The organism is Streptomyces sp. MP131-18, from assembly GCF_001984575.1.
GTDB lineage: Bacteria > Actinomycetota > Actinomycetes > Streptomycetales > Streptomycetaceae > Streptomyces > Streptomyces johnsoniae.
Genome location: NZ_LZNS01000001.1, coordinates 7,698,050 through 7,723,122 on the forward strand (window position 1 = coordinate 7,698,050; position 25,073 = coordinate 7,723,122).

Annotated in this window: 21 protein-coding genes; 12 read left to right on the forward strand and 9 right to left on the reverse strand. The window is 71.0% G+C overall.

The features are described 5' to 3' along the window. Positions 1 to 17: 17 nt before the first annotated feature. From STBA_RS34175 to STBA_RS34190, 3 genes are all read left to right on the forward strand, one after another. On the forward strand, positions 18 to 2,339 hold the full coding sequence (locus tag STBA_RS34175) for a beta-L-arabinofuranosidase domain-containing protein (RefSeq protein ID WP_077062861.1): 2,322 nt from the start codon (positions 18 to 20) through the stop codon (positions 2,337 to 2,339). A gap of 247 nt (positions 2,340 to 2,586) precedes the next feature. Beyond that, positions 2,587 to 3,381: a VOC family protein gene (locus tag STBA_RS34185; protein ID WP_077062863.1), complete on the forward strand. Its 795-nt coding sequence runs from the start codon at positions 2,587 to 2,589 to the stop codon at positions 3,379 to 3,381. Positions 3,382 to 3,522: 141 nt separating this feature from the next. Further along, entirely contained in the window at positions 3,523 to 4,134 is a 612-nt protein-coding gene (locus tag STBA_RS34190; RefSeq protein WP_077062864.1) for a dihydrofolate reductase family protein, read from the forward strand. A gap of 210 nt (positions 4,135 to 4,344) precedes the next feature. Here the strand turns inward: STBA_RS34190 and STBA_RS34195 are convergent, their stop codons facing one another. Beyond that, entirely contained in the window at positions 4,345 to 6,147 is a 1,803-nt protein-coding gene (locus STBA_RS34195) for a hypothetical protein (RefSeq protein WP_077062865.1), read from the reverse strand. 351 nt (positions 6,148 to 6,498) lie between these two features. Between STBA_RS34195 and STBA_RS34200 the strand changes: the two genes are divergently transcribed. Together STBA_RS34200 and STBA_RS34205 are read left to right on the forward strand one after the other, a co-directional pair. After that, the gene (locus tag STBA_RS34200) at positions 6,499 to 7,548 is read left to right on the forward strand and encodes an LLM class flavin-dependent oxidoreductase (RefSeq protein WP_077063810.1); all 1,050 of its coding nucleotides are present in this window, start codon (positions 6,499 to 6,501) and stop codon (positions 7,546 to 7,548) included. Between the two features lie 106 nt (positions 7,549 to 7,654). Next, a complete protein-coding gene (locus tag STBA_RS34205; protein WP_077062866.1) occupies positions 7,655 to 8,137 on the forward strand; it encodes a hypothetical protein in 483 nt (160 codons plus the stop codon). Between the two features lie 21 nt (positions 8,138 to 8,158). Here STBA_RS34205 and STBA_RS34210 read toward each other — a convergent pair whose 3' ends face one another. The 4 genes from STBA_RS34210 to STBA_RS34225 form a co-directional block, all read right to left on the reverse strand. Beyond that, a complete protein-coding gene (locus STBA_RS34210) occupies positions 8,159 to 8,680 on the reverse strand; it encodes a hypothetical protein (protein ID WP_143659606.1) in 522 nt (173 codons plus the stop codon). 133 nt (positions 8,681 to 8,813) lie between these two features. Beyond that, positions 8,814 to 9,041 (reverse strand): hypothetical protein, encoded by a 228-nt coding sequence (locus STBA_RS34215; RefSeq protein ID WP_143659607.1) that lies wholly within the window; start codon positions 9,039 to 9,041, stop codon positions 8,814 to 8,816. Beyond that, positions 9,008 to 9,514 (reverse strand): hypothetical protein, encoded by a 507-nt coding sequence (locus tag STBA_RS34220; RefSeq protein ID WP_077062869.1) that lies wholly within the window; start codon positions 9,512 to 9,514, stop codon positions 9,008 to 9,010. Before STBA_RS34220 ends, STBA_RS34215 begins: the two co-directional genes overlap by 34 nt. 98 nt (positions 9,515 to 9,612) lie before the next feature. Further along, positions 9,613 to 10,314, reverse strand: a complete 702-nt coding sequence (locus STBA_RS34225) for an FCD domain-containing protein (RefSeq protein ID WP_077062870.1) — start codon at positions 10,312 to 10,314, stop codon at positions 9,613 to 9,615. 163 nt (positions 10,315 to 10,477) lie between these two features. Between STBA_RS34225 and STBA_RS34230 the strand changes: the two genes are divergently transcribed. From STBA_RS34230 to STBA_RS34240, 3 genes are all read left to right on the forward strand, one after another. Continuing rightward, a complete protein-coding gene (locus STBA_RS34230; protein ID WP_077063811.1) occupies positions 10,478 to 11,023 on the forward strand; it encodes a gluconokinase in 546 nt (181 codons plus the stop codon). Continuing rightward, positions 11,010 to 12,440, forward strand: coding sequence for a GntP family permease (locus STBA_RS34235; protein WP_077062871.1), 1,431 nt, complete (start codon positions 11,010 to 11,012; stop codon positions 12,438 to 12,440). Before STBA_RS34230 ends, STBA_RS34235 begins: the two co-directional genes overlap by 14 nt. A gap of 119 nt (positions 12,441 to 12,559) precedes the next feature. Further along, complete coding sequence (locus STBA_RS34240) at positions 12,560 to 13,555, forward strand: LacI family DNA-binding transcriptional regulator (RefSeq protein WP_107485299.1); 996 nt, start codon at positions 12,560 to 12,562, stop codon at positions 13,553 to 13,555. A gap of 209 nt (positions 13,556 to 13,764) precedes the next feature. Here the strand turns inward: STBA_RS34240 and STBA_RS34245 are convergent, their stop codons facing one another. The 4 genes from STBA_RS34245 to STBA_RS34260 all read right to left on the reverse strand — a co-directional run bounded on the left by STBA_RS34245 (position 13,765) and on the right by STBA_RS34260 (position 18,541). After that, a complete protein-coding gene (locus STBA_RS34245) occupies positions 13,765 to 15,078 on the reverse strand; it encodes a sugar ABC transporter substrate-binding protein (protein WP_216356004.1) in 1,314 nt (437 codons plus the stop codon). Between the two features lie 55 nt (positions 15,079 to 15,133). Further along, positions 15,134 to 16,054: a carbohydrate ABC transporter permease gene (locus STBA_RS34250; RefSeq protein WP_077062874.1), complete on the reverse strand. Its 921-nt coding sequence runs from the start codon at positions 16,052 to 16,054 to the stop codon at positions 15,134 to 15,136. Next, on the reverse strand, positions 16,047 to 16,991 hold the full coding sequence (locus tag STBA_RS34255; RefSeq protein WP_077062875.1) for a sugar ABC transporter permease: 945 nt from the start codon (positions 16,989 to 16,991) through the stop codon (positions 16,047 to 16,049). The genes STBA_RS34250 and STBA_RS34255 overlap by 8 nt, the downstream gene beginning before the upstream one ends. 500 nt (positions 16,992 to 17,491) lie before the next feature. Next, complete coding sequence (locus STBA_RS34260) at positions 17,492 to 18,541, reverse strand: LacI family DNA-binding transcriptional regulator (protein ID WP_077062876.1); 1,050 nt, start codon at positions 18,539 to 18,541, stop codon at positions 17,492 to 17,494. A 360-nt stretch (positions 18,542 to 18,901) separates the two neighbouring features. Between STBA_RS34260 and STBA_RS34265 the strand changes: the two genes are divergently transcribed. The 4 genes from STBA_RS34265 to STBA_RS34280 all read left to right on the forward strand — a co-directional run bounded on the left by STBA_RS34265 (position 18,902) and on the right by STBA_RS34280 (position 24,997). Then, on the forward strand, positions 18,902 to 20,032 hold the full coding sequence (locus STBA_RS34265) for a Gfo/Idh/MocA family oxidoreductase (RefSeq protein WP_077062877.1): 1,131 nt from the start codon (positions 18,902 to 18,904) through the stop codon (positions 20,030 to 20,032). Then, on the forward strand, positions 20,029 to 20,967 hold the full coding sequence (locus tag STBA_RS34270) for a PmoA family protein (protein ID WP_077062878.1): 939 nt from the start codon (positions 20,029 to 20,031) through the stop codon (positions 20,965 to 20,967). The genes STBA_RS34265 and STBA_RS34270 overlap by 4 nt, the downstream gene beginning before the upstream one ends. After that, positions 20,961 to 21,707, forward strand: coding sequence for a cupin (locus STBA_RS34275; RefSeq protein ID WP_077062879.1), 747 nt, complete (start codon positions 20,961 to 20,963; stop codon positions 21,705 to 21,707). Before STBA_RS34270 ends, STBA_RS34275 begins: the two co-directional genes overlap by 7 nt. Before the next feature lie 479 nt (positions 21,708 to 22,186). Further along, a complete protein-coding gene (locus tag STBA_RS34280) occupies positions 22,187 to 24,997 on the forward strand; it encodes a family 43 glycosylhydrolase (protein WP_107485165.1) in 2,811 nt (936 codons plus the stop codon). Positions 24,998 to 25,073 lie beyond the last annotated feature (76 nt).

Consider the following 25,073-nt stretch of genomic DNA (forward strand, 5'->3'; position numbering starts at 1 on the left):
CACGGAAAGGGTAAAAAATGTCCCCCTCCGTCAGTCGACGGCGGCTCCTGCAGGCAGCCGCGGCCACGGCCGCCGCCTCCGCCGGATCTGCCATCGGCCACTCGCCCGCCCGAGCGGCAACCGCCCCGGCCGTGGCCGATATCGGGGTGTCCGCGCACCCCTTCGAACTCGGTCAGGTCCGCCTGACCGCGAGTCGATGGCTGGACAACCAGAACCGCACGCGGAACTACCTGAAGTTCGTCGATGTCGACCGGTTGCTGTACAACTTCCGGGCCAACCACCGCTTGTCCACCAACGGTGCCGCCTCGAACGGCGGCTGGGACGAGCCCACTTTCCCGTTCCGCACCCACATGCAGGGGCACTTCCTCACGGCATGGGCGCAGGTCCACGCCGTGACGGGGGACACCACCTGCCGGGACAAGGCCGACTACATGGTGGCGGAGTTGGCCAGGTGCCAGGCCAACAATGCCGCCGCGGGGTTCAACAGCGGGTACCTGTGCGGCTTCCCCGAATCCGACTTCGACGCCCTCGAGGACCGGACCCTGTCCAACGGCAACGTGCCGTACTACGTCATTCACAAGACCCTGGCCGGCCTGCTGGACGTCTGGCGCCTCATCGGCAGTACACAAGCCCGTGACGTGCTGCTGAATCTGGCGGGCTGGGTCGACTGGCGCACCGGCCGGCTGAGCGGCCAGCAGATGCAGGCCATGATGGGGACCGAGTTCGGCGGCATGAACGCCGTACTGTCCGATATCTACCAGCAGACGGGCGACTCACGCTGGCTCGTCGCCGCGGGCCGGTTCGACCACGCCGCGGTATTCGACCCGCTGGCGGCCAACGAGGACCGGCTCAACGGGCTGCACGCCAACACCCAGGTGCCCAAGTGGATCGGTGCCGCACGCGAGTTCAAGGCCACCGGAACCACCCGCTACCGGGACATCGCCACCAACGCCTGGAACATCACCGTGAACGCGCACACCTACGTCATCGGCGGCAACAGCCAGGCGGAGCACTTCCGCCCCCCGAACGCGATCGCCGCTCATCTCGACGAGGACACGTGCGAAAGCTGCAACACCTACAACATGCTGACGCTCACCCGGGAGCTGTTCACGCTGGACCCGAGCCGAGCCGCGCTGTTCGACTACTACGAGCGGGCCTGGCTCAACCAGATGATCGGTCAGCAGGACCCGGCCGACGACCACGGCCACGTCACCTACTTCACCCCGCTCGACCCGGGGGGCCGCCGTGGCGTGGGCCCGGCGTGGGGCGGTGGCACCTGGAGCACCGACTACGACAGCTTCTGGTGCTGCCAGGGCACGGGCCTGGAGATGCACACCCGGCTGATGGACTCCATCTACTTCCACAGCGACACCACGCTCATCGTGAACCTGTTCATGCCCTCGGTGCTCAACTGGGCACAGCGCGGAATCACGGTCACCCAGACCACGTCGTACCCCGTCGGCGACACGACGATCCTCCAGGTCACCGGCAACGTCCAGGGGACCTGGCCGATGCGTATCCGCATCCCGGGCTGGACCGCCGGCGCCACCATCAGCGTCAACGGCGCGGAGCAGGACATCACCACCACGCCCGGCAGCTACGCCACCCTGACCCGCTCCTGGGCCCCGGGCGACACGGTCACCGTCCGCCTGCCCATGCAGGTCGTCATACGGGCGGCCAACGACAATGCGGACGTCGCCGCGGTCACCTACGGCCCGGTCGTGCTGTCCGGCAACTACGGCGACACCTCGCTGAGTTCCCTCCCGTCGCTGGACACGTCCTCGATCACGAGGACCGGCGGCGACTCCCTCGCGTTCACCGCCACCGCCAACGGCTCCACCGTCGCCCTGGGCCCGTTCTACGACGCGCACGGCCACAACTACACCGTCTACTGGAATACCGGCGGCGAAGGGGGCGGCGCCACCGTCCGGCTCGTCAACGCGGGCAGCGGCTACGTGCTGGGCATCCAGGACATGTCCACGGCCGACGGCGGTCGCGCTCTTCAGTGGCACGACTCGGGCACCGCGGATCACAACTGGGAAATGATCACCGACGGGAACGCGGTCCGGTTCCGCAACGCCCACAGCGGCAAAGTGCTCGGCGTTCAGGACATGTCCACCGCGGACAATGCGCCGGTCCTGCAATGGGCGGACAACGGCACCGCCGACCACAGGTGGACGCTGCTCGATCAGGGAGACGGGACGTACCAGATCCGCAACGGGCACAGCGGCAAGCTGCTCGGCATCCAGGGCCACTCCACCGCGGTCGGCGCGTTCGCGGTCCAGGACTCCGACAACGGCACCGCCGACAACCGGTGGCGCGTCGTGCCCAACGACTAGCACCGCGAGGGCCGCGAGCGGTCCTCGCGGTGCTCGCCGTCCTGGCGGCCGAACAGGTGACCGGATCGATCAGGATTCGAGAAGCATCCGGTCCGGCACCTGCCTAGGGTGACCGCGGAAGACATCGCCATGCACGCGAGCTGCCTCTTCTGCCGCGACACCCGAGGTGCCGAGGTGCCGAGGTGCCGGACGAGAGCGATCTCGGACCGCACCTTCATGAGGAGCCTTTCCCGCCAAGGAGCCAAACGTGACCCTCTCGCTCGACGCCATCACCCTCGGAGTGCCGGAGGTCCACGCCGCGCAGGAGTTCTACTCGGCCGCGTTCTCGCCCGCCACCGCCGCTCACGGTCAGTACGTGGACCTCGACATGCACGGGGCCGGACGGATCGCTCTGCACGGGGCCGAGGCGCTCGCCGCGGACGCGGACGCGGAGCCCGCGACGTCGGGTTTCCGCGGTTACGTCATGAGCTGCGTCGTCAGTCAGCCCAGCGAGGTCGAAGCCCTGCTCGACGCCGCGGTCCTGGGCGGAGCGGACGTTCTGAAACCCGCGAAGAAGGGGCTGTTCGGCGGGTTCTCCGCGGTGTGCCGGGCACCGGACGGCGCCATCTGGAAGCTGTCCGCGCCGACCAAGAAGGACACCGGCCCGGCGGCGGAGCCCCCGGTGCCGACCGAGACCGCGGCCCTCCTCGGCGTCGCAGCGCCGACGGCGTCCAAAGCCTTCTACGCGGCCCTGGGCATGACGGTCGACAGGGACTACGGCGACAAGTACATCGACTTCCGCCCGGCCCCCGGAACGTGCAGGTTGGGCCTGATGACGCGCAAGGCCCTCGCGAGGGACGCGGGAGTCGGCGGGGACGGCGCCGGCTTCCGCGCGGTGGCCCTCAACCGCAGGGCCGAGTCCCGTGAGGAGGCCGACGCCCTCCTGGCGGCGGCGGACTCCGCCGGCGGCCACGTCGTCGTCGCTGCCGCGGAGACCGAAGGCGGCTACTCCGGGTATTTCACCGACCCGGACGGCTTCCTGTGGCAGGTGGCTTCCGCGTAGCTTCCCCGCGATCCCGCTCGGCGGTACCGCGCGGTCCGACGGGGTCAGCAGCGTTCGTACCGATGAATTTCCGCAGCCCGCGGAGTCTGAGGGGTGGGGGACGGTCCGCGTCTCCTCGCCGAAAAGAGGAAGTGGTGCGCCATGAAGCTGGTCGTGCAGGAGTTCCTGACGCTCGACGGGGTGTCCCAGGGGCCGGGTTCCCCGGACGAGGACACCAGCGACGGGTTTCGGGCGGGGGGCTGGTTCGTGCCGCACCTCGACGAGGAGTTCGACCGGCTGGTCGCCTCGTGGCTCGGGGAGGCGGACGCCTTCCTGTTCGGCCGCCGCACCTACCAGAACTTCGCGCGGGACTGGCCGAAGATGACCGACCACCCCTCCGCCCCGATCTTGAACGGCCTGCCGAAGTACGTGGCCTCCCGCAGCCTGACCGAGGCCGCCTGGAACCCGACCACGATCCTCTCCGGCGATGTCCCCGCCCGGGTCGCCGAGCTGAAGCGGCAGCCGGGCCGGGAACTCCAGATCCACGGCAGCGCCCGCCTGGCCCAGTCCCTGTCGGCCGCCGGGCTGGTCGACACGTGGCGGCTCGTGATCGCTCCGGTCGTGGTGGGCCAGGGCCGGCGCCTGTTCCCGGACGGCGGCGCGCCGGCCGGCCTGCGGCTCGTCGGTCACCGGACGACACCGGGCGGTCTGTCGGTGCACACCTTCGAGGCGACGGGGCTTCCGGATTACGGGACCTACGGGCCCGACGCGTAGCCCCCCGGCACCGGGTCCGGCCCCCGCGGGCCGCGGCGGGATCACGTCCGCGGCGGCCCCCGAGGGCACCAGCGACCTGGCCGCCCGGGCGGCACCTCCAGTGTGGCCGGATGTGGTCACCCAGTGGTTCCCCGTCAACCCGTACCGCGCCCGCCCCGGCGCGGCTGGGCTGCCCGGGCGTTCCCCGTCCCGGGCGCGGTGCTCCGGCGGTCAGCGCAGCCTCAGGCGGTAGCGGAACGGTGCGCGGCCCGTGATCAGCACGCGCGGGCCCGGCGGGGTGAGGCTGCCGTTCAGCCAGGTGTAGCGCTCGCCCGGATCGACCACGGCCGGCTGCCCGGGTCCCGCGCCGTTCCCGGGACCGAACGTGATCCGGTCGTCGCCGCGTCGGTAGCTGCCTTCGCCGGACGTCAGCTGGTAGGTGTCGGGTTGCCCTTCGACTGCCGCCAGCCCCGCGCCCCCGAGCTCCCCGCCGGGGCGGAACACCAGCTCGATCGCCAGCGGCACCTCCGACTCGTCCACCTCGAACGACACGTTCAGTCCCTCGCCGGCCTCCTCGACCAGCACCTCCGTGCGCAGCGTCACATACGTCCTGGGCCGGTGGGGAAAGTCCATGGCCGACCAGAAGCGGCCGTCGTCGGTGAGCGGGTAGTCGCCGTCCCGGCGCCGGTGCTGGGGCGGCAGCGGCAGGTGGTAGGCGGCCCGGACACGGGCGTGCAGCCGCCAGCCGCCCCCGGCCGGCTGAAGGTCCTCGCTGCGGAAGTGACCCAGGGAGAAGAACTGCGGGGCCAGCCGCACCGAGTCGAGGATCGCCGCGCCGCGGCGGAAGGAGAGAAAAGTGGGGTTGGTGGACAGCCCGGAGGAGATCGCCCGCACATCGGGAAAGTCCGTGCCGCCGAACAGGGTGATCGTTCGGCTGCCGCGCCGGAGGCGGACGAGGCGGACGTCCGTGTCGTGGTGGGTGTAGCGGGTGGGCGGCGGCTCGGACGGGGGCAGCTGTCGCGCCAGCTCCGGGTCGTCCAGGACGCGCGCGAGGGCGTCGCCGGGCGGGTCCTCCGCCGCCGGCAGCTCGGCGATCCGCCGCTCGACGTCCCGGGCGACGGCGGCGAACCGGCCGTTGCCGTCGCGCAGCGCCAACGCCCGGTAGAGCAGCCAGTAGTCGGCGAGCGAGCGCTGCCGGGTCTGGTCCTGGCGACGGGAATGGACCGTCACGACCTCGCCGTTGGGCTCGATCTGGTAGAGGGTGGCCGCCAGGTTCCGCCGCACGTGCTCGTACAGCTCCGGCCTGTCGCACAGCCGGGCAACGGTCAGCAGCGAGGGCCCGGTCACGACGGCGGCGTAGGTGGCGCTGCGCTCGCTGTACTGTCCGCCCGGGTACTGGTCGATGCCCTCGGCCAGCCACTGGTCGATCCGGCGCGGGTAACGGCCGTCCGGGAAGAGGGCGTTGATCTGGGCGAGGACAGCGCACACCTTCCACCGGTGATTGGGCGTGTGCACGCCGCCCTCGGCGATCGGCGGTCCGGCCGCGCGGACGATGCGGCTCAGCGTGATGCGGACGTCCTCGGCACGGGTCTCGTCGCCGCCGCCCAGCAGGCCGAGCACCAGACACAGGTCGGCGATGCTGAACGCGGTGTCGGGGGGCGAGTGCAGATTGCCCTGGTCGAACAGCCCGTCGTCGTGCTGATGCGCGGCGAGCGCCTCGGCCATCTCGGCCATCGGGCCGAGCAGCGCCTCGTCCCGGTGGTGGGCGGAGTCCTGCCAGGCCCAGGCGGCGGCCAGCCGCCGGAGCGAACGGGCCGTGCGCCGGGCGGAGATGTCGGCCAGCTCGTCGCGGTAGGAGGACAGGACCTCGGGGACCAGTCCGTCGGCCTCCGCGGTGACGAGGCCGAGGAACGTGCGGTCCCGCGCCGCTCCCTGCGCGGCCGCGGCCGCGCCGCCCGAGCCGGTGGCGGCGCCCGTGAGGGACAGGCCCGTCCCCGAGGCGGTCGTGGCGACGAAACGGCGGCGGCCGATCACGGGCGCCCCATCACGTTCGCGGTGGGGGCCTGCGGCGGCGGAACGACGAAGGGAGCGGGCATGGATACCACCTTTTCCGGCCAGACCCGGGGGAAAGCGCTTGCGGAGACCCTAGGTTCACCTGCCTGCGAGGACAAGAGGCGTACGCGGGGAACGGTCGCGGAGCGCGCCGGCCCGCGGGGCCCGCCCGGCGGCCGGAGAACGGACACAATCCGGCCGGGCACCGGACCGGCGCCGCGATGGCCGCCGTCGACGACGTGGCCGGGACCGGACTGTTTCACGGCTGCGGTCCTGGACAGGCTGGCAGCGGTAGTGCCCGAGCACGTCCCTGCCGGATTCCGGGTGGTGCAGATGAAGTTCAGCTACGCCCTCCTTCCCGACTACCCCCTGAACGAGTCGCTGGCGTCGATTCGCCTCGCCGACGAGCTGGGCTTCCACGCCTGCTACGCCGCCGACGAAACGTGGCACAAGGATCTGTGGCAGTTGTTCGCGGTGGCGGCGGGCCGTACCAGCCGCATCCGCTTCGGTCCCAGCGTCTCCCCGGTCACGCTGCGCGAGCCCAGCCTGATCGCGCAGTCGCTGGCCACGCTCGACGAACTGTCCGGGGGACGGGCCGAAGGCGTGCTCTCCAGCGGTAACTTCGGGCTGCTGGCGCAGTACGGCATGGACTGGACGAAGACCCGGCCGCTGTCCCGCGTGAAGGAGGGGCTGCACGTGGTCCGCACGCTGCTGGACAGCGGGACGATCACCTACAACGGCGACTTCTTCGGCTACGACGGACTGTTCACCTTCGCCAGGCCCGTTCAGCCACGCCTCCCGCTGATGCTGGGCGCCATGCGCGGGCCCAAGTCCTTCGAGGCGGCCGGTGAGTTGTCCGACGGCTGCCACCATGCCCTGAGCTACACCAGGGAGGCCTACGAGTACGCGGTGCGGCACATCCGGGCCGGAGCCGAACGGGCAGGAAAGAACTGGCGGGACCTGGACATCGGGGCGTGGGTGGTCTTCGCCACCGGGCCCGACTCCGCGCGGGCGAAGGAGGCGGCCCGCAGCATGGTGGGCATCTACGCCTCCTCGATGCCGAAGGAGCAGCTACGCCGCAACGGGGTCGACCCGGACGAACTCGCTCCCGTCATCGACGCGATCGCCGGTGGCGACCTGGCCCGCGGGATCGAGCTGACGAGCCAGGACATCGCGGACCGGCTGTCCATCTCGGGCACCCCCGAGGAGTGTCTGGAGAAGATCCGGCGGGAGATCGTGCCAACCGGCGTCAACCACATGATCTGCGCCATCACCGACCGCGGTCTGGTCCGCGCCTTCACCGGCCGTGATCTCGACCACGTCGCCGATGTCGACACCCAACTGCGCCTCATCCACGACCACATCATGCCGGCGCTGCGCTGACGCGCCGGCCCGCCGTCGCCAGGCACCCGCCGGCGGGGAGTGGTGGGCGGTGGGTGGCAGGATAAGGGCGGTCGGACCCGGATTCCTGGCAGGAAGGACGCAGTTCATGAGGGCAGGGCGGACAGTCGCGGTGGCCGCGGGCGGCTTGTTGCTCATGGGAGGGCTCGCCGCGTGCGGTGGCGACGACGACGGTGGGCAGGACACGGAGCAGGAGTCGCAGGAGTCCGCCGACCAGCAGGGTGACCAGGACCCACCGGCCGGCGGCGAGGAGGACGACACCGCGGAGGAGCCCGCTGACACGGCGCCGCGCGGAGAGGGCATGGACGGCACGTGGGCGCCGATCAACGACAGCCCCATCGAGACCTTGACGGTGACCGGCGAGGACGCCGAGACGACCGGGACCCTGGCCTGCCCCGGCACGCTGACCAGCGAGGGCGGTGAGACCCGAATCGAGCTGGCCTGCGAAACGCCCGATGAGCAGCGGTCGGCGGGCACCGTCGAGCTCGACCCCGATGGCACCCACCTGGTCGTCAGCTGGGACGGCCCCGAGTGGGGCGGCATGATCGACAGCTTCACCCCGGCGACGTGAACGGCCCGCGGGGCCTGCCGGTCACGGCGGACCGGGCCATGGGGCGTCGTGCAGGTCGACCCAGGTCTCCCGCACCCGGTGGCCGAGCAGTTCGGTGAGGGAGGATGCGAGCCCGGGGTCGTGGGGCCCGATGATGCCCATTCCGGCGGCACCGCCCCGCGTCGACCACCGCAGCTCCAGCCGGGTCTGCGTGTAGCCCTCCCCGACGACGCCGTGATGCTCCACGGCCACCGACCTCAGGTCGGTCACGGCCACGGTTCGCGCGTTCGACTCGCCCCTGAGCACGACGCGGTCCGCGGCGAACTCGGCGGTGTCCGCCGCGAACCGCGACGCGACGGCGGCCGTGACGGCGGCGAACAGCAGCAGCGCATGCGGGAGGAACAGGGGCAGGCCCCACCACAGCGGTCGTGACGTCATGGAGAGCCAGACCGTCACCACGTACCCGGGCCAGGTGATCGGGTTGACGACCAGATGTGCGACGAGGCAGCCGGCCGGGGGAACCACGGGCCGGTAGCCGGACCAGGTGAGTGTCTCCTTCGGCATGGGGCACCTCGGCCTCTCGACGGTCAGCAGCATGATGCCGCCGGAGCGCCGGGACCCCTCCCCAGGGGCGGTGCCACGCACCCGCACCCGCACCCGCGCCCGACCGACCCGGGCCCGGCGGCGCCGGGACGGCTCACCCCGCGTATGCCACGTGGAATTCGGTCATGAGGGCGAGCAGGATGCCGGGAGCGACCGATGCCGGTACGAACCCCGTCCAGGTGCCTCCGCCGAACCGGGGGAGCCACTGCCCGCGCAGCAGCGCGTAGGAGAAGACACCGGCCAGCATCATGAGCGGAGGCAGGGCGGACACGCTGAGGATCAGCGGAATCACGATGGTGCCCAGGTGGAAGTCCTTCGGCACATAGGGCCCCAGGTGGGAGACACCGTCACCGGTATCCAGAAGACGGACGCCACAACCCCGGCCCACACCACCGCCACGGTGCAGGTCACCGCACAACTCCTGCGGATCTGCGCGGTGGTGATCCTCCGCGTTGCGACCCGGCTGCCCAGGCGCGCCAGGCGCAGGACGAGCAAGCCGGCGACCACGGCCAGCGCCGTGCTCTGGACCTCCAGCGGACGGAACACCTGGGTCACCAGAGCGAAACCGGGAAGGACGCCGGCCAGGTTCCTGCACCCGGCGACGGACTGCCGAGCGGCGAGCGGTGCGCGGAAGCGGCTGGTCATGACCGGCGTCGGCGTGAGGGATTCGACGGTGGCCGCCGCCTCGGGTGACCGCAGCGCGGCGAACAGCGGGAACAGGCTGCCGGGCCGCCGTTCACGGAAGTCAAGCCACTGATGGCGGCGCAACTCCGCGGCGCCGGGCGGCAGGCGCACCGGTTGCCTGCCATGACATACCCCACGTTCCGACGCGCACGCGAGGTAGTCATGATGGCTGAAGGGCCGGGTGTCTGCCCAGAGTTGCCGCCGGTGGGTCAGGGGGCGAGCACGTCGAGCTCGGCCATGGCGCCGGTGGTGATCTCGCGGGTCAGCCGCTCGGCACGGTCCTCGTCGCGGGTCCGTACCGCCTCGGCGACCTGGACGTGCAGGGTCACCGCCGCCGGGTCGGGGTCGGTGAACATCACGTGATGCTCGGTGCGCCCGGCGAGGACCTCCGCGACCACGTCCCCCAGCTTGGCGAACATCTCGTTGCCCGAGGCGCGCAGCACGACGCGGTGGAACGCCACATCGTGCACCAGGTAGGCGTCCAGCTGCTGGCCGCGCGAGGTCGCGACCATGCCCAGCGCGTGCTCGGTCAGCTCCGCGCACTGCCGCGGCGTCGCCAGTCGGGCCGCGAGCCCGGCCGCGACCGGCTCGACCGCCGAGCGCAGCATGGTCAGGGACCGCAGCTGGCGCGGCCGGTCGGAGCCGGCCAGCCGCCAGCGGATGACCTGCGGATCGAAGACGTTCCACTCCTCGGTGGGCCGCACGGTCACGCCGACGCGGCGCCGGGAAGACACCAGGCGCATGGATTCCAGGACCCGGACCGCCTCGCGGACGACCGTGCGGGACACGTCGAAGCGCCGTTCCAGCGCGTCGGTGCGCAGGACCGTCCCCGGTGGGTACTCACCGGATGTGATCTCGGGTCCCAGGCACGCCAGCAGCCTCGCGTGCAACCCCCGCCCCTCACTGGTCATGGATCTCCCATGGCAGGCCCGTGGTGGTGTCGTTCGTCCTCTGTCACCCTACGCGTCGGTCGGCACCGTCCAATAAGTATTACATTTTAGTGAAGCGGTCTTGAATATGTCGTACTCAGGAGTAAGTCTGGCGGCACCAGTCGAAGAGGACAGTGAGGTGCAGATGCCCATCAGGCACGTGGTGGTCGTCATGGGCGTGTCCGGCACGGGCAAGTCCACGGTCGGCGCGCTGCTGGCGGACGCGTTCGAGGTCCCGTACGCGGAGGCCGACGCGTTCCACCCGGAAGCCAACATCGCCAAGATGAGCTCCGGTGTCCCGCTCGACGACGCCGACCGGAAACCGTGGCTCGACGCCATCGGCGCCTGGGCCGCCGACCGCACGGGACGCGGCGGCGTCGTCAGCTGCTCCGCCCTCAAACGCGCCTACCGCGACCGGCTCCGCGCCGCCGCGACCGGTCTCTTCTTCGTCCACCTGGCGGCCGACCGGGCCCTGATCGCCGAACGGCTCGCGCGGCGCCACGACCACTTCATGCCCGGCGCCCTGCTCGACTCGCAGTTCGCCGCGCTCGAACCGCTCCAGGCGGACGAGCTCGGCATCGAGGTCGCCGTCACGGCAGCCCCCGAGGCGGTTGCCGCCCGGGCCGCCGCCGCCCTGTCCGCGTACGAGAACCCCGAGAATTCAACGGAGACTTCTCATGGAAGCCATTGAGCCGGCCTACGGCACGGCGACCCTGCTGCTGATCGCGGCGGGCGCCGTCGCCCTCCTGCTGTTCCTGATCATGAAGCTGAAGCTGCATGCCTTCGTGTCGCTGGTCCTGGTCAGCGTCATCACGGCGCTGGCCGTCGGCTTCCCGGTCGCCCAGATCCCCGATGTGCTCATGTTCGGCTTCGCGGACACCTTGGGGTCCGTCGCCCTGCTGGTCGCCTTCGGTGTGATGCTGGGCCGCCTGCTGGAAGTGACCGGCGGCGCCCAGGTACTGGCGGACACGCTGATCAACAGATTCGGCGAACGCCGCGCGCCGTTCGCCCTGGGCGTGGCGGCCCTGCTCTTCGGCTTCCCGATCTTCTTCGACGCGGGACTGGTCGTCTTCCTGCCGATCATCCTCACGGTGGCGCGCCGGTTCGGTGGCTCGCTGCTGGTCTACGCGTTGCCGGCGGCCGGTGCGTTCGCCGCCATGCACGCCATGACCCCGCCGCACCCCGGGCCGGTGGCCGCGGCCGACGTGCTCGGCGGCAGCATCGGCGTCACCATGCTGGTCGGCGTCCCGATCGCGGTCGTCGCCTGGTACCTCGGCGTGATGCTGGTCTCCCGGTGGCTCGGCGCGCGGATTCACATCCCCATCCCCGAGGTGCTCTTCGGCGAGGCCAGGGACAGCAGCGGCAGGACCCCGGAACAGCAGGGCGGTGCGAACGGGAACGAGGCCACGCCCGGCCGGCGGCCCCCGTCGTTCGGGCTGGTGCTCCTGCTCCTCCTCTTCCCGCTGGTCCTGATCTCCTTCGACACGGTGATCGACACGCTCGTCACCGCAGGCACCCTCGACGAGGGCCAGGGCTGGGCGGAGTTCCTCAGCCTGCTGGGCAGCACCCCGGTGGCGCTGATGATCACCGTCCTGCTGGCGATCGCCCTCCTCGCACGCCCCCGTGCTTCGTCGATGTCCGAGGTCACCGCCAATCTGGACGACTCGCTCGGCCCGATCTGCTCCATCATCCTGATCACCGGCGCCGGCGGGATGTTCGGCGGTGTCCTGGAACTCAGCGGCATCGGCAGCGCGCTGAGCGACTCGCTGTCGGACCTCGGTATTTCGCTGATCGTCCAGGCCTTCATCATCGCCACCCTGCTGCGGGTCGCCCAGGGCTCGGCGACGGTGGCGCTGACCACCACCTCCGGGCTGATCGCGGGCGCGGTCGCCGACGCCAACCTGGGTGACTTCCAGATCTCCCTCCTCGTCGTCGCCATCGCGGCGGGTGCCACGGTGCTCTCGCACGTCAACGACTCGGGATTCTGGCTGGTCAGCCGCTTCTTCGGGATGGACGAGAAGACGACGCTCAAGACCTGGACGGTGATGGAGACGACCCTCGGCGTCTCGGCCTTCCTGGTCGCTGGCGGCCTGTGGCTCGTGGTGTGACGCCCTGAGGCCGCGGCGTCCGCCACCCGGGCGGGCCCCGCGGCCGGGCTCCGCGGGCGCGGTGTGTGCGGGGCGGCCGGCGGTGCGATGCGGACATGGATAATCGACGCATGGTGACGATGAGCGAAGTCGCAAAGGCGGCCGGGGTATCGGCGATGACGGTGTCCAACGTCATCAACGGCCACCCCTACGTCAGCGACGAGACACGGCTCAAAGTGACCGAGGCGATCGGACGCCTGGGCTACCGGGTCAACGTCGCGGCGCGCAATCTGCGCGCGGGCAGCACCGGAGTGATCGGCCTGGCGGTGCCCGACATCGACCAGCCGTACTGCGCGGAGCTGGCCGCGCTGGTGATCGCGGAGGCGGGGCGCCGCGGCTACCAGGTGGCCGTGGAACAGACCGGCGCCTCCCGCGAGGGCGAGATCAACGCCCTGGCCCAGTCCCGGCTGCGGATGTACGACGGCCTCATCATCAGCACCGTACGGCTCGGGGATGCGGACGCGCCCACGTTCCCCACCGATTTCCCCGTGGTCGCGCTCGGCGAGCGCATCCACGGCGGGGATGTCGACCGCGTCTCCATGGCCAACTTCGAGGGTGCCCGGGACGTCACGTGCCACCTCGTCGAGCGCGGCTGCCGCCGCATCGCGGTCTTCGGCGGCCGGACGCACGGCGAGGAGGGCGCGGCCACGCTGCGCACCGCCGGCCATCTCGCGGCGCTGCGCGAGGCGGGCGTCGAGCCGCGCGACGAACTGCTGGTGCCCTGCGCGTTCGCCACGGAGGCCGGGGCCGCGGCCGTGCGCGAACTGGCCGGGGCGGGCGTCGCGTTCGACGCGGCGATGTGCCTGACCGACTCGCTCGCCATCGGCGTGCTGCGCGGCCTGGCCGACCGGGGGCTGACCGTGCCCGGTGACGTGCTGGTCACCGGCTTCGACGACATCGGGCACGCCGCGTACACCGTGCCCTCGCTCACCACCGTCGCCCCCGGGCACACGGAGATGGTCGCGGCCGCCTTCGACATGCTGCTCGCCCGCCTCCTGGCGCCGCGGCGGGAGGGCCGTGCCCGCGAGTTCACCGGGCCCCACCGCCTGGTCGTCCGGGAGTCCACGATCCGCTGACGGGCGGCGTTCCTGCGGTGGCGAAGTCCCGGGTCGCCCATCCGCCCGCTCCGCTCGTCGCGTCGCCTCCTCGCCTGTGGCTGCCTGTCGGAAATTGTGTGGATGGGTCCCCGGGGCAGGTGATCTTTCGCGGGTTTTCGGGGGATCGGCCGGTGGCGCCCGCGTGCCGCTCATGGCCCGGCCGTGAGCGGCGCGCGGGGGAGCGCGGGTCAGCCCGCGGCGGTGATGGAGTCCCCCAGTTCGTTGAGGAAGCCTTCCGCCGCCTCCTCCGGGGAGGATTCCCCGAACAGGACCTGCTGGTAATAGCGGCCGAGCAGGCCGCTGCCGATGTTGCTGGCCCCGTTGGGGGTGATCGGGGGAGTGTCGCCGACCTCTTCGCTCATGGCCTCGGTGAAGGCCAGCGATTCCCTGCCGCTCTCGTCCAGCAGCGGCTCGACGGCTTCGCGGAAGGCCGGGTTCCCCGGCTCGCCGCGGTCGAGGCCGAAGGATTCGGCGACGCGGGTGTCGTTGGCCAGGAAGTGGATCAGGAGCGCGGCCTCCGCGGGGTGTTCCGTGGTGGAGGCGGCCGACCAGTACATGGTGGGTTTCAGGTACTGGAATCCCTCGGCGGTGTCGCTGTCGGTGGGCCAGTTCGCCAGGGCGTAGTCGAAGTCGGGCCCCGCCGACTGGTAGGCGAGAAACTGGCCGGCGGGAATGAAGCCCATGGCCGCCTGGCCGGTCACCAGGCTGGACTGGTCGAGCGGCAGGTTCATGGTCTCGCTGATCTCGCCCACCGAGGGCGCGGCCCCGCTGTCGATCCAGTCGAGTGCCCGTTGCCAGTAGGCGGCCAGGACCTCGGGATCGAGGACGAGGTCCCCCTCGGCGTCGAAGAGCTCCCCGCCGTGCTGGCGGGCCCAGACGTTGAGGCTGAAGGAGTCCTGGCCGAACGGGCTGATGCCGTGCACCTCGCCGTCGGACGCCTCCGACAACTCGGTGGCGGCTTCCTCGAAGTCATCCCACGTCCACGAGGTGGTGTCGGGGACCTCCACGCCGTACTGCTCGAAGAGCGTGGTGTTGATGAGGATGCCGTTGGTCGTGGCGCCGGTGGGGACCGCGTACAGCGTGCCGTCGACGCGTCCGGAGTCCAGGACGTTCGCATCGACCGCGGAGGGGTCCAGGATGTTGCTGACCGAGGACAGGTCGAGCAGGGCGCCGCGCTCGGCGTAGGACGCGAGGTAAAGCTCGTCGAACTGGGTGACGTCGGGCATGTCACCGGCAGCCGTGGTGGTGGCCAGCCGGTCCCAGTAGCCCGTCCAGTCGGAGTACTGCGCCTCGACGTTGATGTTCGGGTACTCCTCCTCGAAGAGTTCGATCACGTCGAGTGTCGACTGGGTGCGGGCGTCGGCGCCCCACCAGTTCAACGTGATGGTCACCTCGTCCTCGGAAAGTTCCGGATTCTGCACGGGGTCGGCCCCCACACCACAGGAGGCGAGGGCAACGCAGACCGTGACGGCGGCGATGCCCGCGCGCGTGCTCCGTCGCACACGAAGGGTCATGTTCTTCCCTTTCTGGCCCTTGTCCGGGGCGTCGGTTCGGTTGCTATTTGCCGCCGGTGGTGGCGATGCCGCGGAGCAGGAAACGCTGACCGAAGAGGAACACCAGGAATACGGGGATGAGTGAGACGACGCTCATCGCGAACATGGCGCCGAAGTCGGATGTCGTCTGGGCGTCGATGAAGGACCGCAGCGCCACGGGCACGGTGTAGAGATCGGGCTTGGTCACGAAGATGAGTTGCGTGAAGAAGTCGTTCCAGGTCCAGATGAACGTGAAGATGGCGGCGGTGGCCAGCGCGGGGACCATCAGCGGAAGCATGATCTGCCCGTAGATGCGGGCGTGTCCGGCGCCGTCGATGCGGGCGGCCTCGTCGAGTTCTCGGGGAATGCCGCGGATGAACTGGACCATGAGGAAGATGAAGAACGCATCCGTGGCCAGGAACTTGGGCAGGATGAGCGGCAGATAGGTGTTGATCCAGCCGAGCTGCGCGTAGAAGACGTACTGCGGAATGATCAGCACGTGGATGGGCAGCATGATCGCTATCAGCATGGCCACGAAAGCGAGCCCTCTGAAGCGGAAACGCAGGCGCGCGAACGCGTACGCGGCCATCGAGCAGGAGATCAGGTTGCCGATCACCGAGCCGAGCACGACCAGGAACGAGTTCAGCAGGTAGGTGCTGAACGGGTAGGCCAGGGCGTCCCAGCCGGTGGGGTAGTGGTCGAAGTCGAAGGTGTCGATGAACAGACCCGAGCTGGTGAAGATGTCGGAGTTCGGGCGCAGGGAGCTGGCGATCATCCACAGCAGCGGATACAGCATCAGCAGGCAGATGATGATGAGCCCGGTGTGCTTGAGAACGCTGATGATGCGTCGCCTCGCGGGCCGTCCGCGGGCAGCGAGGGAACGATTCGGCGCCGGTATGCCGGGCGTGGGCTCGGGCCGCCTTGTGGTCGTGAGGGCGTCAGTCATTATAGAAAACCCAATACTTGGAGGCCCAGAAGTTCAGCGCCGTGAAAGCTCCGATGATGATGAGCAGCAGCCAGGCGAGGGCTGACGCGTAGCCCATGCGGAAGCTGGTGAAGCCTTCCTGGTACAGGTACAGCGAGAAGAACAGCGTGGAATCGCTCGGCCCGCCCGTTCCGTTGGAGACGATGTAGGCCTGGGTGAACGACTGGAAACTTCCGATCAGCCCGAGCACCAGGTTGAAGAAGATGATCGGGCTCAGCAGCGGCAGGGTGATGGAAAACAACTGCTTGGGCCGCGAGGCGCCATCGGTCGCGGCGGCCTCGTACAACTCACGCGGTATCTGCCGCAGACCGGCCAGGAAGATCACCATGGGCGCGCCGAACGTCCACACATGCAGGATGATGATCGTCCCCAGCGCGGTATCGGGGTCGGACACCCAACCGGGGCCCTCGATCCCGAAGATGGCGAGAAAGGCGTTCACCAGCCCCTCGGTACCGAACACCAGTCGCCACAGCACGGCGATGGCCACGCTCGCCCCCAGCAGCGAGGGCAAATAGAGAATCGACCGGTACAGCGGAAGGCCGCGGATTCCCCGGTCGAGCAGCAGCGCCAGGCCGAGCGCGACGGCCAGTTGCAGCGGGACGGACACGATCACGTACGTGAAGGTGACCTTCAGGGACTGCGCCAGCCGCTCATCCGAGAACATGCGCCGGATATTGTCCAGACCCGTGAACTGCGGATCCTGGAGCAGGTTGTAATCCGTGAACGCGAGATACAGCGACGCGATCATCGGCCCGAGCGTGATGCCGACCAGCCCGATGACCCACGGCGCCAGGAAGACCGCTGCCGCCTTGTTGTCGCGGTTCTTCTCGCGGTGATCGGCGGAGCCGGCCTTGGACCGCGAGCGGCTCAGCGACCGGAATTCACCCAGCGCGCTCATCCAGCACACCTCCGCACTCCGCGTCGCGGACCGCAGCCTTGCCGGAGCGGCGCGTGGCGGGTGCGGCTCGTCGCGGGCCCGGCCGGCCCGGTGCCGCCACCGGGGCCCGACGGGAATGTCCACGCGAGCCCGCCCGGGCGGGGGCGGCCGGGGGCGGAGGCGGCAGGCCGTCGACCGCCGGGGCAGCCGGGCCGCCGGGGTACCGCATCAGCGGAATGGGGAGCGCGGGCGGGGTGCCGTGCGGCTCTCCCGCGCTGATGAGGCGTGTTCACACACATAAAAGTGTTCCTCTCCGGTGCGAAGGGATTGCGCGGCATGGCGCCCAGGGAGGAGGAGAGCGCGCCAGCGTGGCGCGACTCTAAAGGCCACGTGATCGATCACACAAGGACTCTGCGGCACTATTTCGCACAGGTTCCGCCACCTCGCGCAGCGGCGGGGAGCGGCACGCGAACGGTGACCGGTCGGCCGACTCCGCGGGCCCGGTCGGGCAAAAGTCCTGGTCAGACGGTACGCGTGGGGGCGGGCCCGGTGGACTCGCGCAGGATGATGCGGTTGAAGTCCGCCGCTTCCAGCTGTCCGGTGGGCGGCTCACCGCGCAGCAGCCCGAGCAGCCGGCGCACGGCCTCGCGCCCCTGACGCTCCTGGTCCACGCTGACCGTCGACAGGGTCGGCCGGAAGTAGCGGCCCAGCTCCTCGTCGTTCCAGCCGAAGACGCTCACCTTGCGCGGTACGTCGATGCCCAGGCTCTGCAAGCCGGTGATGACTCCGAACGCCACCGCGTCCGAGGCGGCGAACACGGCCGTGGCCCCCGATCCCGCGATGACCTCGGTCGCGGCGGTCCAGCCGGCCCCGGGGCTCCAGTCGCCCTCGACCACGGCCAGCGATTCGAGCCCCAACTCCTCGATCGTCGCCTCGTACACCGCCCGCCGGGCCCGCGCCGACGCCCACTCAAGGGGCCCGGTGACATGGATGAAGCGGCGGTGACCCCACTCCGCCAGGTGACGCATGATCTCCGCAGCCACCGACGCGTCCGCGAACGCGCCCTGCGCGCGCATGCTGTCGTCGTACGCGCCCTCGACGACCATGGGCACCCGGATGTCCGACAGCGCGAACCCCCCGGTGCTCTTCCCGAGGGGGGCGAAGGAGAGGATTCCGTCGGCGCTCTCCGGCTGCAGCAATGCCTCAAGGCGCGTGGCGCGCGCGGCGGCGTCCCCTTCCAGGCTCACCACGTCCAGCAGGTATCCCGCTTCGTGCGCCGCCGCGGCGGCGCCGCTGAGCACCCTGCTCGGCATGCGTTCCATGGACCCGGGAAGGATGACCGCGATCCGGTTCGACCGGCGGGTGCGCATGGTCCGTGCCGCCAGATTCGGCCGGTAGCCCAGCTCGGCGACGGCCTGCGCGACCCGCCGGGTGGTGTCCGGCCGCATGGCCGGGTCCTTGCGCAGGAAGCGGGAGACGGTCTGATGCGATACGCCGGCCAGCCGGGCCACTTCGTAGATGGTCGGGGGTTTCTTCCCGGCGCGCGGGTGCGTCGAGGGCCGCTCGGTCATCCGCGCCACCTCCCCGTCCCTCGCCCCGGCCGCCTGAGGCCCGAATTGCCGCGGATCAGTGTATGGGAGCGAAGCGGAACTGGCCCGCGGATTACCGGGGGGACCGGCCGGGGGACGGGCGCGGCGCGGCGGAACGTGCCCGCGGCCACGCGGCCGGCCCCACCGCCGCCGTTCCGCGGGTGCCCCGGGGCGGGGGCCGGGTGTCCGAGCCGCGGAACGCCGCCTCCTGCGGGGCGGTACGCCCCTCGTCGCACCGGGCCGAGCCCGCGATGAAACGACGCAAAGACCTTGTGTGATCGATCACCCGTGTCTAAAGTCCAGATGGAGCAAGCGCTTACTGAGCCATGAGGAGTCTTCCGCATGCCCACCTCACCCTCCCGTCTGCGGGCCGCCGTCGTTGGCACGGGCGGCATCGTCACCGGGAGCCACCTGCCCGCCCTGCGGGCCCACGACGAGCGGGTCGAGCTGACCGCCGCCGTGGACATCGACCCCGACCGGCTCGGAACCTTCCGTGCGGCGGCCGATGCCGCGGGCATGACCGGCGTGCGCGGCTACACCGATCTGGACGCCATGCTCGCGGAGGCCCGCCCGGACCTGGTCCTGATCGGAACCCCCCCTTCGCTGCACCGCGAGCAGACGGTGGCGGCGCTCGAAGCGGGCGCGTGGGTGCTGTGCGAGAAGCCGCTGTGCCTGTCGCTCGAGGAGTACGAGGCGATAGCCGCGGCGGAGCAGTCCTCGGGCGCGTTCGCCTCGGTGGTCTTCCAGCACCGTTACGGCTCGGGCGCCGTGCACGCCCGCGAGCTGATCGCCGGCGGCGAGCTGGGCGCCCCGCTGGTGGCGCACTGCCAGACGACCTGGCACCGGGACGCCGCCTACTACGCCGTGCCCTGGCGTGGCCGGTGGGCCAGCGAGGGCGGCGGGCCGACCATGGGCCACGGCATCCACCAGTACGACCTGCTGCTGCACCTGCTGGGCGAGTGGAGCGAGATCCGCGCAATGACCGCGCGGCTGGTCCACGACGTGGAGAGCGAGGACGTCTCCACCGCGCTGGTGCGCTTCGAGAGCGGCGCGGTTGCCACGGTCGTCAACAGCGTGCTGTCGCCGGACCAGGTCAGCCGCATCCGCATCGACTGCACGGAGGCGACGGTGGAGGTGACCCACCTGTACGGGCACCGCAACGAGGACTGGGCCTACACCCCGCGCCCCGGCCTCGATGACGAGGCACGCGTCACGCGCTGGCGCACGCCCGCGGCCGACCTGCCCAGCTCCCACACCGCCCAGCTGGGAGCCCTGCTGGACGCCCACGGCCGGGGGGAACGTCCGCCCGGCAGCGGTCCGGACGCCCGGCGTACCGTGGAGTTCGCCGCGGCGCTCTACAAGTCGGCCTTCACCGGCCGTCCCGTCCTGGCCGGGGAGATCCGGCCGGGCGACCCGTTCCACGACGCCATGCACGGCAACCACCCGGAGTGGGCCCCCAAGGAGGCGCAGTGACCGCCCGACTCACCGCCGTGCACACGCACGGCGACCGCATCACCGTGGCCGCGGACGGCACGGAGATCCTGGCCTACGTCTACCGGCCCGACCCGGAGGCGTTCGAATCGCGCAAGCCGTACGCCCACCCGCTGCGCACGCTGGCCGGCCATCTGGTGTCCGGCTACCGGCCGAACGACCACCGCTGGCACAAGGGCTTGCAGATGACGGCCAGTCACCTGTCGGGTCAGAACTTCTGGGGCGGCAACTCCTACCTCGGCCCGGACACCGGCTACCGGCGCGTCCCCGAGCGGGTCGGCTCGATGCGCCACGACGCCTTCCCCCGCCTGGAGGCAACCGATGAGCGCGTCGACCTGACCGAGGAGCTGACCTGGATCAGCAACGGCGGCGAGGAGTGGGCCCGTGAACGGCGCACGCTGGCCGTGCACTCCGCCGACCGGACCGAGGGCGCGTGGGTGCTGGACTGGGCGATTCACCTGACCAACGTGCGGGGTGAGCCGCTCCACTTCGGCTCGCCGACCACCGCCGGCCGGGAGATGGCCGGCTACACCGGCCTCCAGTGGCGCGGGCCCCGGGACTTCACCGGCGGCCAGGTCCTCACCCCCGAGGGGCCCGCCACCGACGAGGCGACCATGGGGACGCCCGCCACCGAGGCGTCCTGGATCGGCTTCACCACCGAACACGACGACGTCGACGCCCACTCCACCCTCGTCTTCGCCCACGCCCCGGAGAACACCGGTGCGGCGGCCGTCCATCCGTCCCACTGGTTCGTGCGGTCCGTGCCGATCCCGACCGTGGCGTTCTCCTGGGCGTTCTTCGAGGAGTTCGAGCTCGCGCCGCAGCAGTCCTTCTCCTACCGCTACCGCGTGGTCGTCGCGGACGGGGCCTGGGAGGCCGGGCGCGTCGGTAAGTACCTGGAGGCACTGCCGTGGTGAGCCTGCCGCACCCGCTGCCCGGCGCCGTCGGCCTCTCCCACCTGTCCGCCTACGAGTGGGAGGCGGCCGACGGGGTGTGCGGCGGCAGCCCGCACCTGCATCTGGTGTGCACCGAGGCGTACGTCGTCACCGGCGGACGCGGCGCGGTGCAGACCCTCAGCCCCGACGGCTACCGCGACATCCCGCTGGAGGCCGGATCGGTCGCCTGGTTCACCCCCGGCACCGTGCACCGCATGGTCCAGGGCGGCGACCTGCGCATCACGGTGCTGATGCAGAACAGCGGCCTGCCGGAGGCCGGGGACGCGGTCTTCACCTTCCCGCCGGACGTGCTGGCCGATCCGGAACGGTACGCCGCCGCGGCGGCCCTGCCCGCGCGGACCGGTCCGGAGGCGCAGGCCGCGGCCCGCAAGCGCCGAGACCTGGCCGTCGAGGGCTTCCTGCCGCTGCGCGAGGCACTCAGGGCCGGTGACAACGGGCCGTACCTGGAATTCCAGCAGGCCGCCGCCCGCCTGGTCCGGGACAGGACGCCCGCCTGGCGCGAACTGTGGGAGGCCGGCCCGCTGGCCACCGCGCAGCGTACCGGCGAGCAGCTCGCCGCCCTGGAGGCGGGGGACCCGCAGTACCTCGCGGCGGCCACGGCGTTCGACACCGCCCCGACGCGCCTGGGCGGCTACGGCATGTGCGGGCGCCGCGACGAGTACGAACTGCCGGGCACCACGCTCCCTTACCGGAGCGAGTGACGCCCTGACGCCGCCGACCGCTCGCTCCCGCCCGGGGCGGAAGGAGCGGTCGGCGGCACGCGGCCCCGCGGGTCGGCCCCTTCTCGACGACTTCCCACGCGCTCGCCCGCTCGCGGCGCACGGTGACGGCCGGATCGAGGCGTTCCCGCATTCTCTGCGGTCGCAGCCCTTGACCCCGGACGCGCCACCTTCATACTGAGCAACGTTGGTCACGGTTGCGCGAGCCGAGCCGGCCGCCCGGGCTCTCGCTCTCCGTGCAGCCGTTCCGCCCCGCACCGTTCCGCTGTCGCACCGCGCGGCTTCGCACGCCTAATAGCTCGAACGTCGTTCGCCATGTCGAACGGTCGCGCGGTCGCATGGTCGCGAGGGGGGTGGCTGCGTGCCCCATGACCCTTAAGGAGAAGGCGCGGCGGCCCGATGGTTGCGCAACCATTCAGATGGGAGAAGGAATGCCGCACGCGAGAGCACGAACTCGGCCGATGGCGGTACTCGCCGCTCTGGCCGTCCTGTTCGCGACCGTCGTCGCGCTCGGTGCGCCGTCGCAGGCGGCCGGGCCGCGGCAGGAGCCGTACGCGGGCTACCTGTTCACGTACTTCACGGGTGAGGGCAGTGCCGAAGGCGAGCAGGTCCACCTCGCGCTGAGCGAGGGCAACGACCCGCTGAACTGGCGGGAGTTGAACGGCGGACGGCCCGTACTGACCTCCACCCTGGGGGAGCGGGGCGTGCGCGATCCGTTCGTCATCCGCGCCCCCGAGGGGGACCGCTTCTACCTGATCGCCACGGATCTGCGGATTCACGGGAACGGCGACTGGGACGGCGCCCAGCGGCACGGCAGCCGCTCGATCATGGTGTGGGAGTCGACCGACCTGGTGAACTGGTCGGAGCAGCGGTCGGTTGAGGTATCGCCGCCGACGGCGGGCAACACCTGGGCGCCGGAGGCGTACTGGGACGCCGAGCGTGGCGTGTACGTGGTGTTCTGGGCCTCCAAGCTGTACGCGGAGGACGATCCGGACCACACGGGGTCAAGCTACAACCGGATGATGTACGCCACGACCCAGGACTTCGACACGTTCAGCGAAGCACGGGTGTGGCACGACCCCGGCCATTCGGTGATCGACTCGACGGTCATCGCGCACGAGGGCACGTATTACCGCTTCACCAAGGACGAACGGGACACCTCCGCCACCAACCCCTGCGGCAAGTTCATCACGGCGGAGCGGGCCACCGATCTGCTGGACCCGTCCTGGGACCTCGTGGCCGAGTGCATCGGCCGGGAGACCGCGGGCAGCCCGGGAATCGACCGCGGCGAGGGGCCCACGATCTTCAAGTCCAACACCGAGGACAAGTGGTACCTGTTCATCGACGAGTTCGGCGGGCGCGGCTACGTTCCGTTCGAGACGACAGACCTGGCGTCCGGCGAGTGGACGATGGTGCGGGACTACGATCTGCCGGCGTCGCCCCGCCACGGAACGGTGCTGCCGCTCACGCAGTCCGAATACGACCGCGTCGCCGAGCGCTGGGGCACCGAGCGCGAGGCCGACGAGAACGGCCTCGTCGCGCACTGGCCGCTGGACGGCACGGCGGCCGACGCCGCCGGGCACGGCTACGACGGCACCCCGGCCGGGGACGTCCGATGGGCGGCCGACGGGCTGGAGTTCGGCGGCACCGACGGCCACGTACGGCTGCCGGACCACATGCTGTCCGGGGCGGATGCCGTGACGGTCTCGGCCGACGTGTGGATCGCTCCCGGCCAGCGCACGCCGTACTTCCTGTTCGGCTTCGGCAATACGGCGGCGAACGGGCGGGGCGACGGCTACCTGTTCGCCACGGGCGGTACCGAGGACGGCGGCTTCCGGGCGGCGGTGGCCACGGGCGACTGGACCACCGAGCAGCAGTCGGCGTCCGCGGGTGGCGTACCGCGCGGGGAGTGGCACAACATCGCCTACACCGTCGGTGACGGCAGCGGCGTGCTGTACCTCGACGGCACGGAAGTCGCGCGGAACGACGCGGTGACGGTGCGGCCGTCCGACATCGGGGACGGCTTCACCAGCGCCAACTACCTGGGGCGCTCCCAGTACAGCGCCGACCAGTCATTCGAAGGCCGGATGCGCGATGTCCGGCTGTACAACCGGTCCTTGCCCGCCGCGGAACTGCCCGTCAACGCCACCGCGCTGCTCGGGGCCGAGCTGCGGCAGCTGAAGGCGCCCGCCGTGATCGAGCCGTCCTCCGCCACGGTCACCCTGCCGGTGGAACCCGGCACCGGGCTCGACCGGCTGCGGCCCCGGTTCGACCTGGCGCCCGGCGCGCGGATCAGTCCGCGCAACGGCGCGCGGGTCGACCTGCGGGAGCCGGTGACCTACACCGTCACCGGCGCGGACGGGGCCACGCGCAACTGGACGGTCACCGCCCGCGAACTGCGCGCCCCCGCGCTGCCCGGACTCAACGCCGACCCGCACATCGTGGCGTTCGGCGACACCTACTACCTCTACCCGACCACGGACGGCTTCGACGGCTGGAGCGGGACGACGTTCAGCGCCTGGTCCTCCGAGGACCTGGTCAACTGGCGCAACGAGGGCGTCATTCTCGATCTGGGGCCCGACGTCTCCTGGGCGGACTCCCGCGCCTGGGCCCCGGCGATGGCCGAGCGGAACGGGAAGTACTACTTCTACTACTGCGCCGAGGCCAAGATCGGTGTGGCGGTGGGCGATTCACCGACCGGCCCGTTCACCGACTCCGGCGCGCCGCTCGTCGCGGCCAACCCGGACGGCGGCGGCCAGCCCATCGATCCCGCGGTGTTCACCGACTCCGACGGGACGCCCTACCTCTACTGGGGCAACGGCTCGGCCTGGGTGGTGCCGCTCAACGAGGACATGGTGTCCTACGACCCCGAACGCGTCACGCGCATCGACGGCCTGACGGACTTCCGCGAGGGCCTGTTCATGGTCGAGCGGGAGGGCACCTACCACCTGACCTATTCCATCGACGACACGCGCAGCGAGAACTACCGGGTCGGCTATGCCACCGGGCCGAGCCCCACCGGCCCGTTCACCTACCGGGGCGTGATCCTCGCGAAGGACCCGGCCCAGGGCATCCTGGGCACCGGCCACAACTCGGTGCTGCGCGTGCCGGGTACCGACGCCTGGTACATCGTCTATCACCGGTTCGCCATCCCGGACGGCGACGGCACGCACCGCGAGACGGTCATCGACGAGATGACCTTCTCACCCGATGGCCTGATCGAGCCGGTCACCCCCACGCTGGAGGGCATCGAGCCGCATCCGGTGCCCTGACGAACGGAGCGGGCACGAACGGAGCGTGCACGGACGGCCGGTGCGGCGCCGCACCGGCCGTCCGTTTGCGCCCGCC

Coding starts and splice junctions, on each gene's coding strand:
- STBA_RS34280 (WP_107485165.1), top strand. CDS start 22,187: ATGGCGGTACTCGCCGCTCTGGCCGTCCTGTTCGCGACCGTCGTCGCG.
- STBA_RS34200 (WP_077063810.1), top strand. CDS start 6,499: ATGAAGTTCAGCTACGCCCTCCTTCCCGACTACCCCCTGAACGAGTCG.
- STBA_RS34240 (WP_107485299.1), top strand. CDS start 12,560: ATGAGCGAAGTCGCAAAGGCGGCCGGGGTATCGGCGATGACGGTGTCC.
- STBA_RS34205 (WP_077062866.1), top strand. CDS start 7,655: ATGAGGGCAGGGCGGACAGTCGCGGTGGCCGCGGGCGGCTTGTTGCTC.
- STBA_RS34175 (WP_077062861.1), top strand. CDS start 18: ATGTCCCCCTCCGTCAGTCGACGGCGGCTCCTGCAGGCAGCCGCGGCC.
- STBA_RS34255 (WP_077062875.1), bottom strand. CDS start 16,991: ATGAGCGCGCTGGGTGAATTCCGGTCGCTGAGCCGCTCGCGGTCCAAG.
- STBA_RS34260 (WP_077062876.1), bottom strand. CDS start 18,541: ATGACCGAGCGGCCCTCGACGCACCCGCGCGCCGGGAAGAAACCCCCG.
- STBA_RS34210 (WP_143659606.1), bottom strand. CDS start 8,680: ATGCCGAAGGAGACACTCACCTGGTCCGGCTACCGGCCCGTGGTTCCC.
- STBA_RS34190 (WP_077062864.1), top strand. CDS start 3,523: ATGAAGCTGGTCGTGCAGGAGTTCCTGACGCTCGACGGGGTGTCCCAG.
- STBA_RS34225 (WP_077062870.1), bottom strand. CDS start 10,314: ATGACCAGTGAGGGGCGGGGGTTGCACGCGAGGCTGCTGGCGTGCCTG.
- STBA_RS34250 (WP_077062874.1), bottom strand. CDS start 16,054: ATGACTGACGCCCTCACGACCACAAGGCGGCCCGAGCCCACGCCCGGC.
- STBA_RS34235 (WP_077062871.1), top strand. CDS start 11,010: ATGGAAGCCATTGAGCCGGCCTACGGCACGGCGACCCTGCTGCTGATC.
- STBA_RS34265 (WP_077062877.1), top strand. CDS start 18,902: ATGCCCACCTCACCCTCCCGTCTGCGGGCCGCCGTCGTTGGCACGGGC.
- STBA_RS34230 (WP_077063811.1), top strand. CDS start 10,478: ATGCCCATCAGGCACGTGGTGGTCGTCATGGGCGTGTCCGGCACGGGC.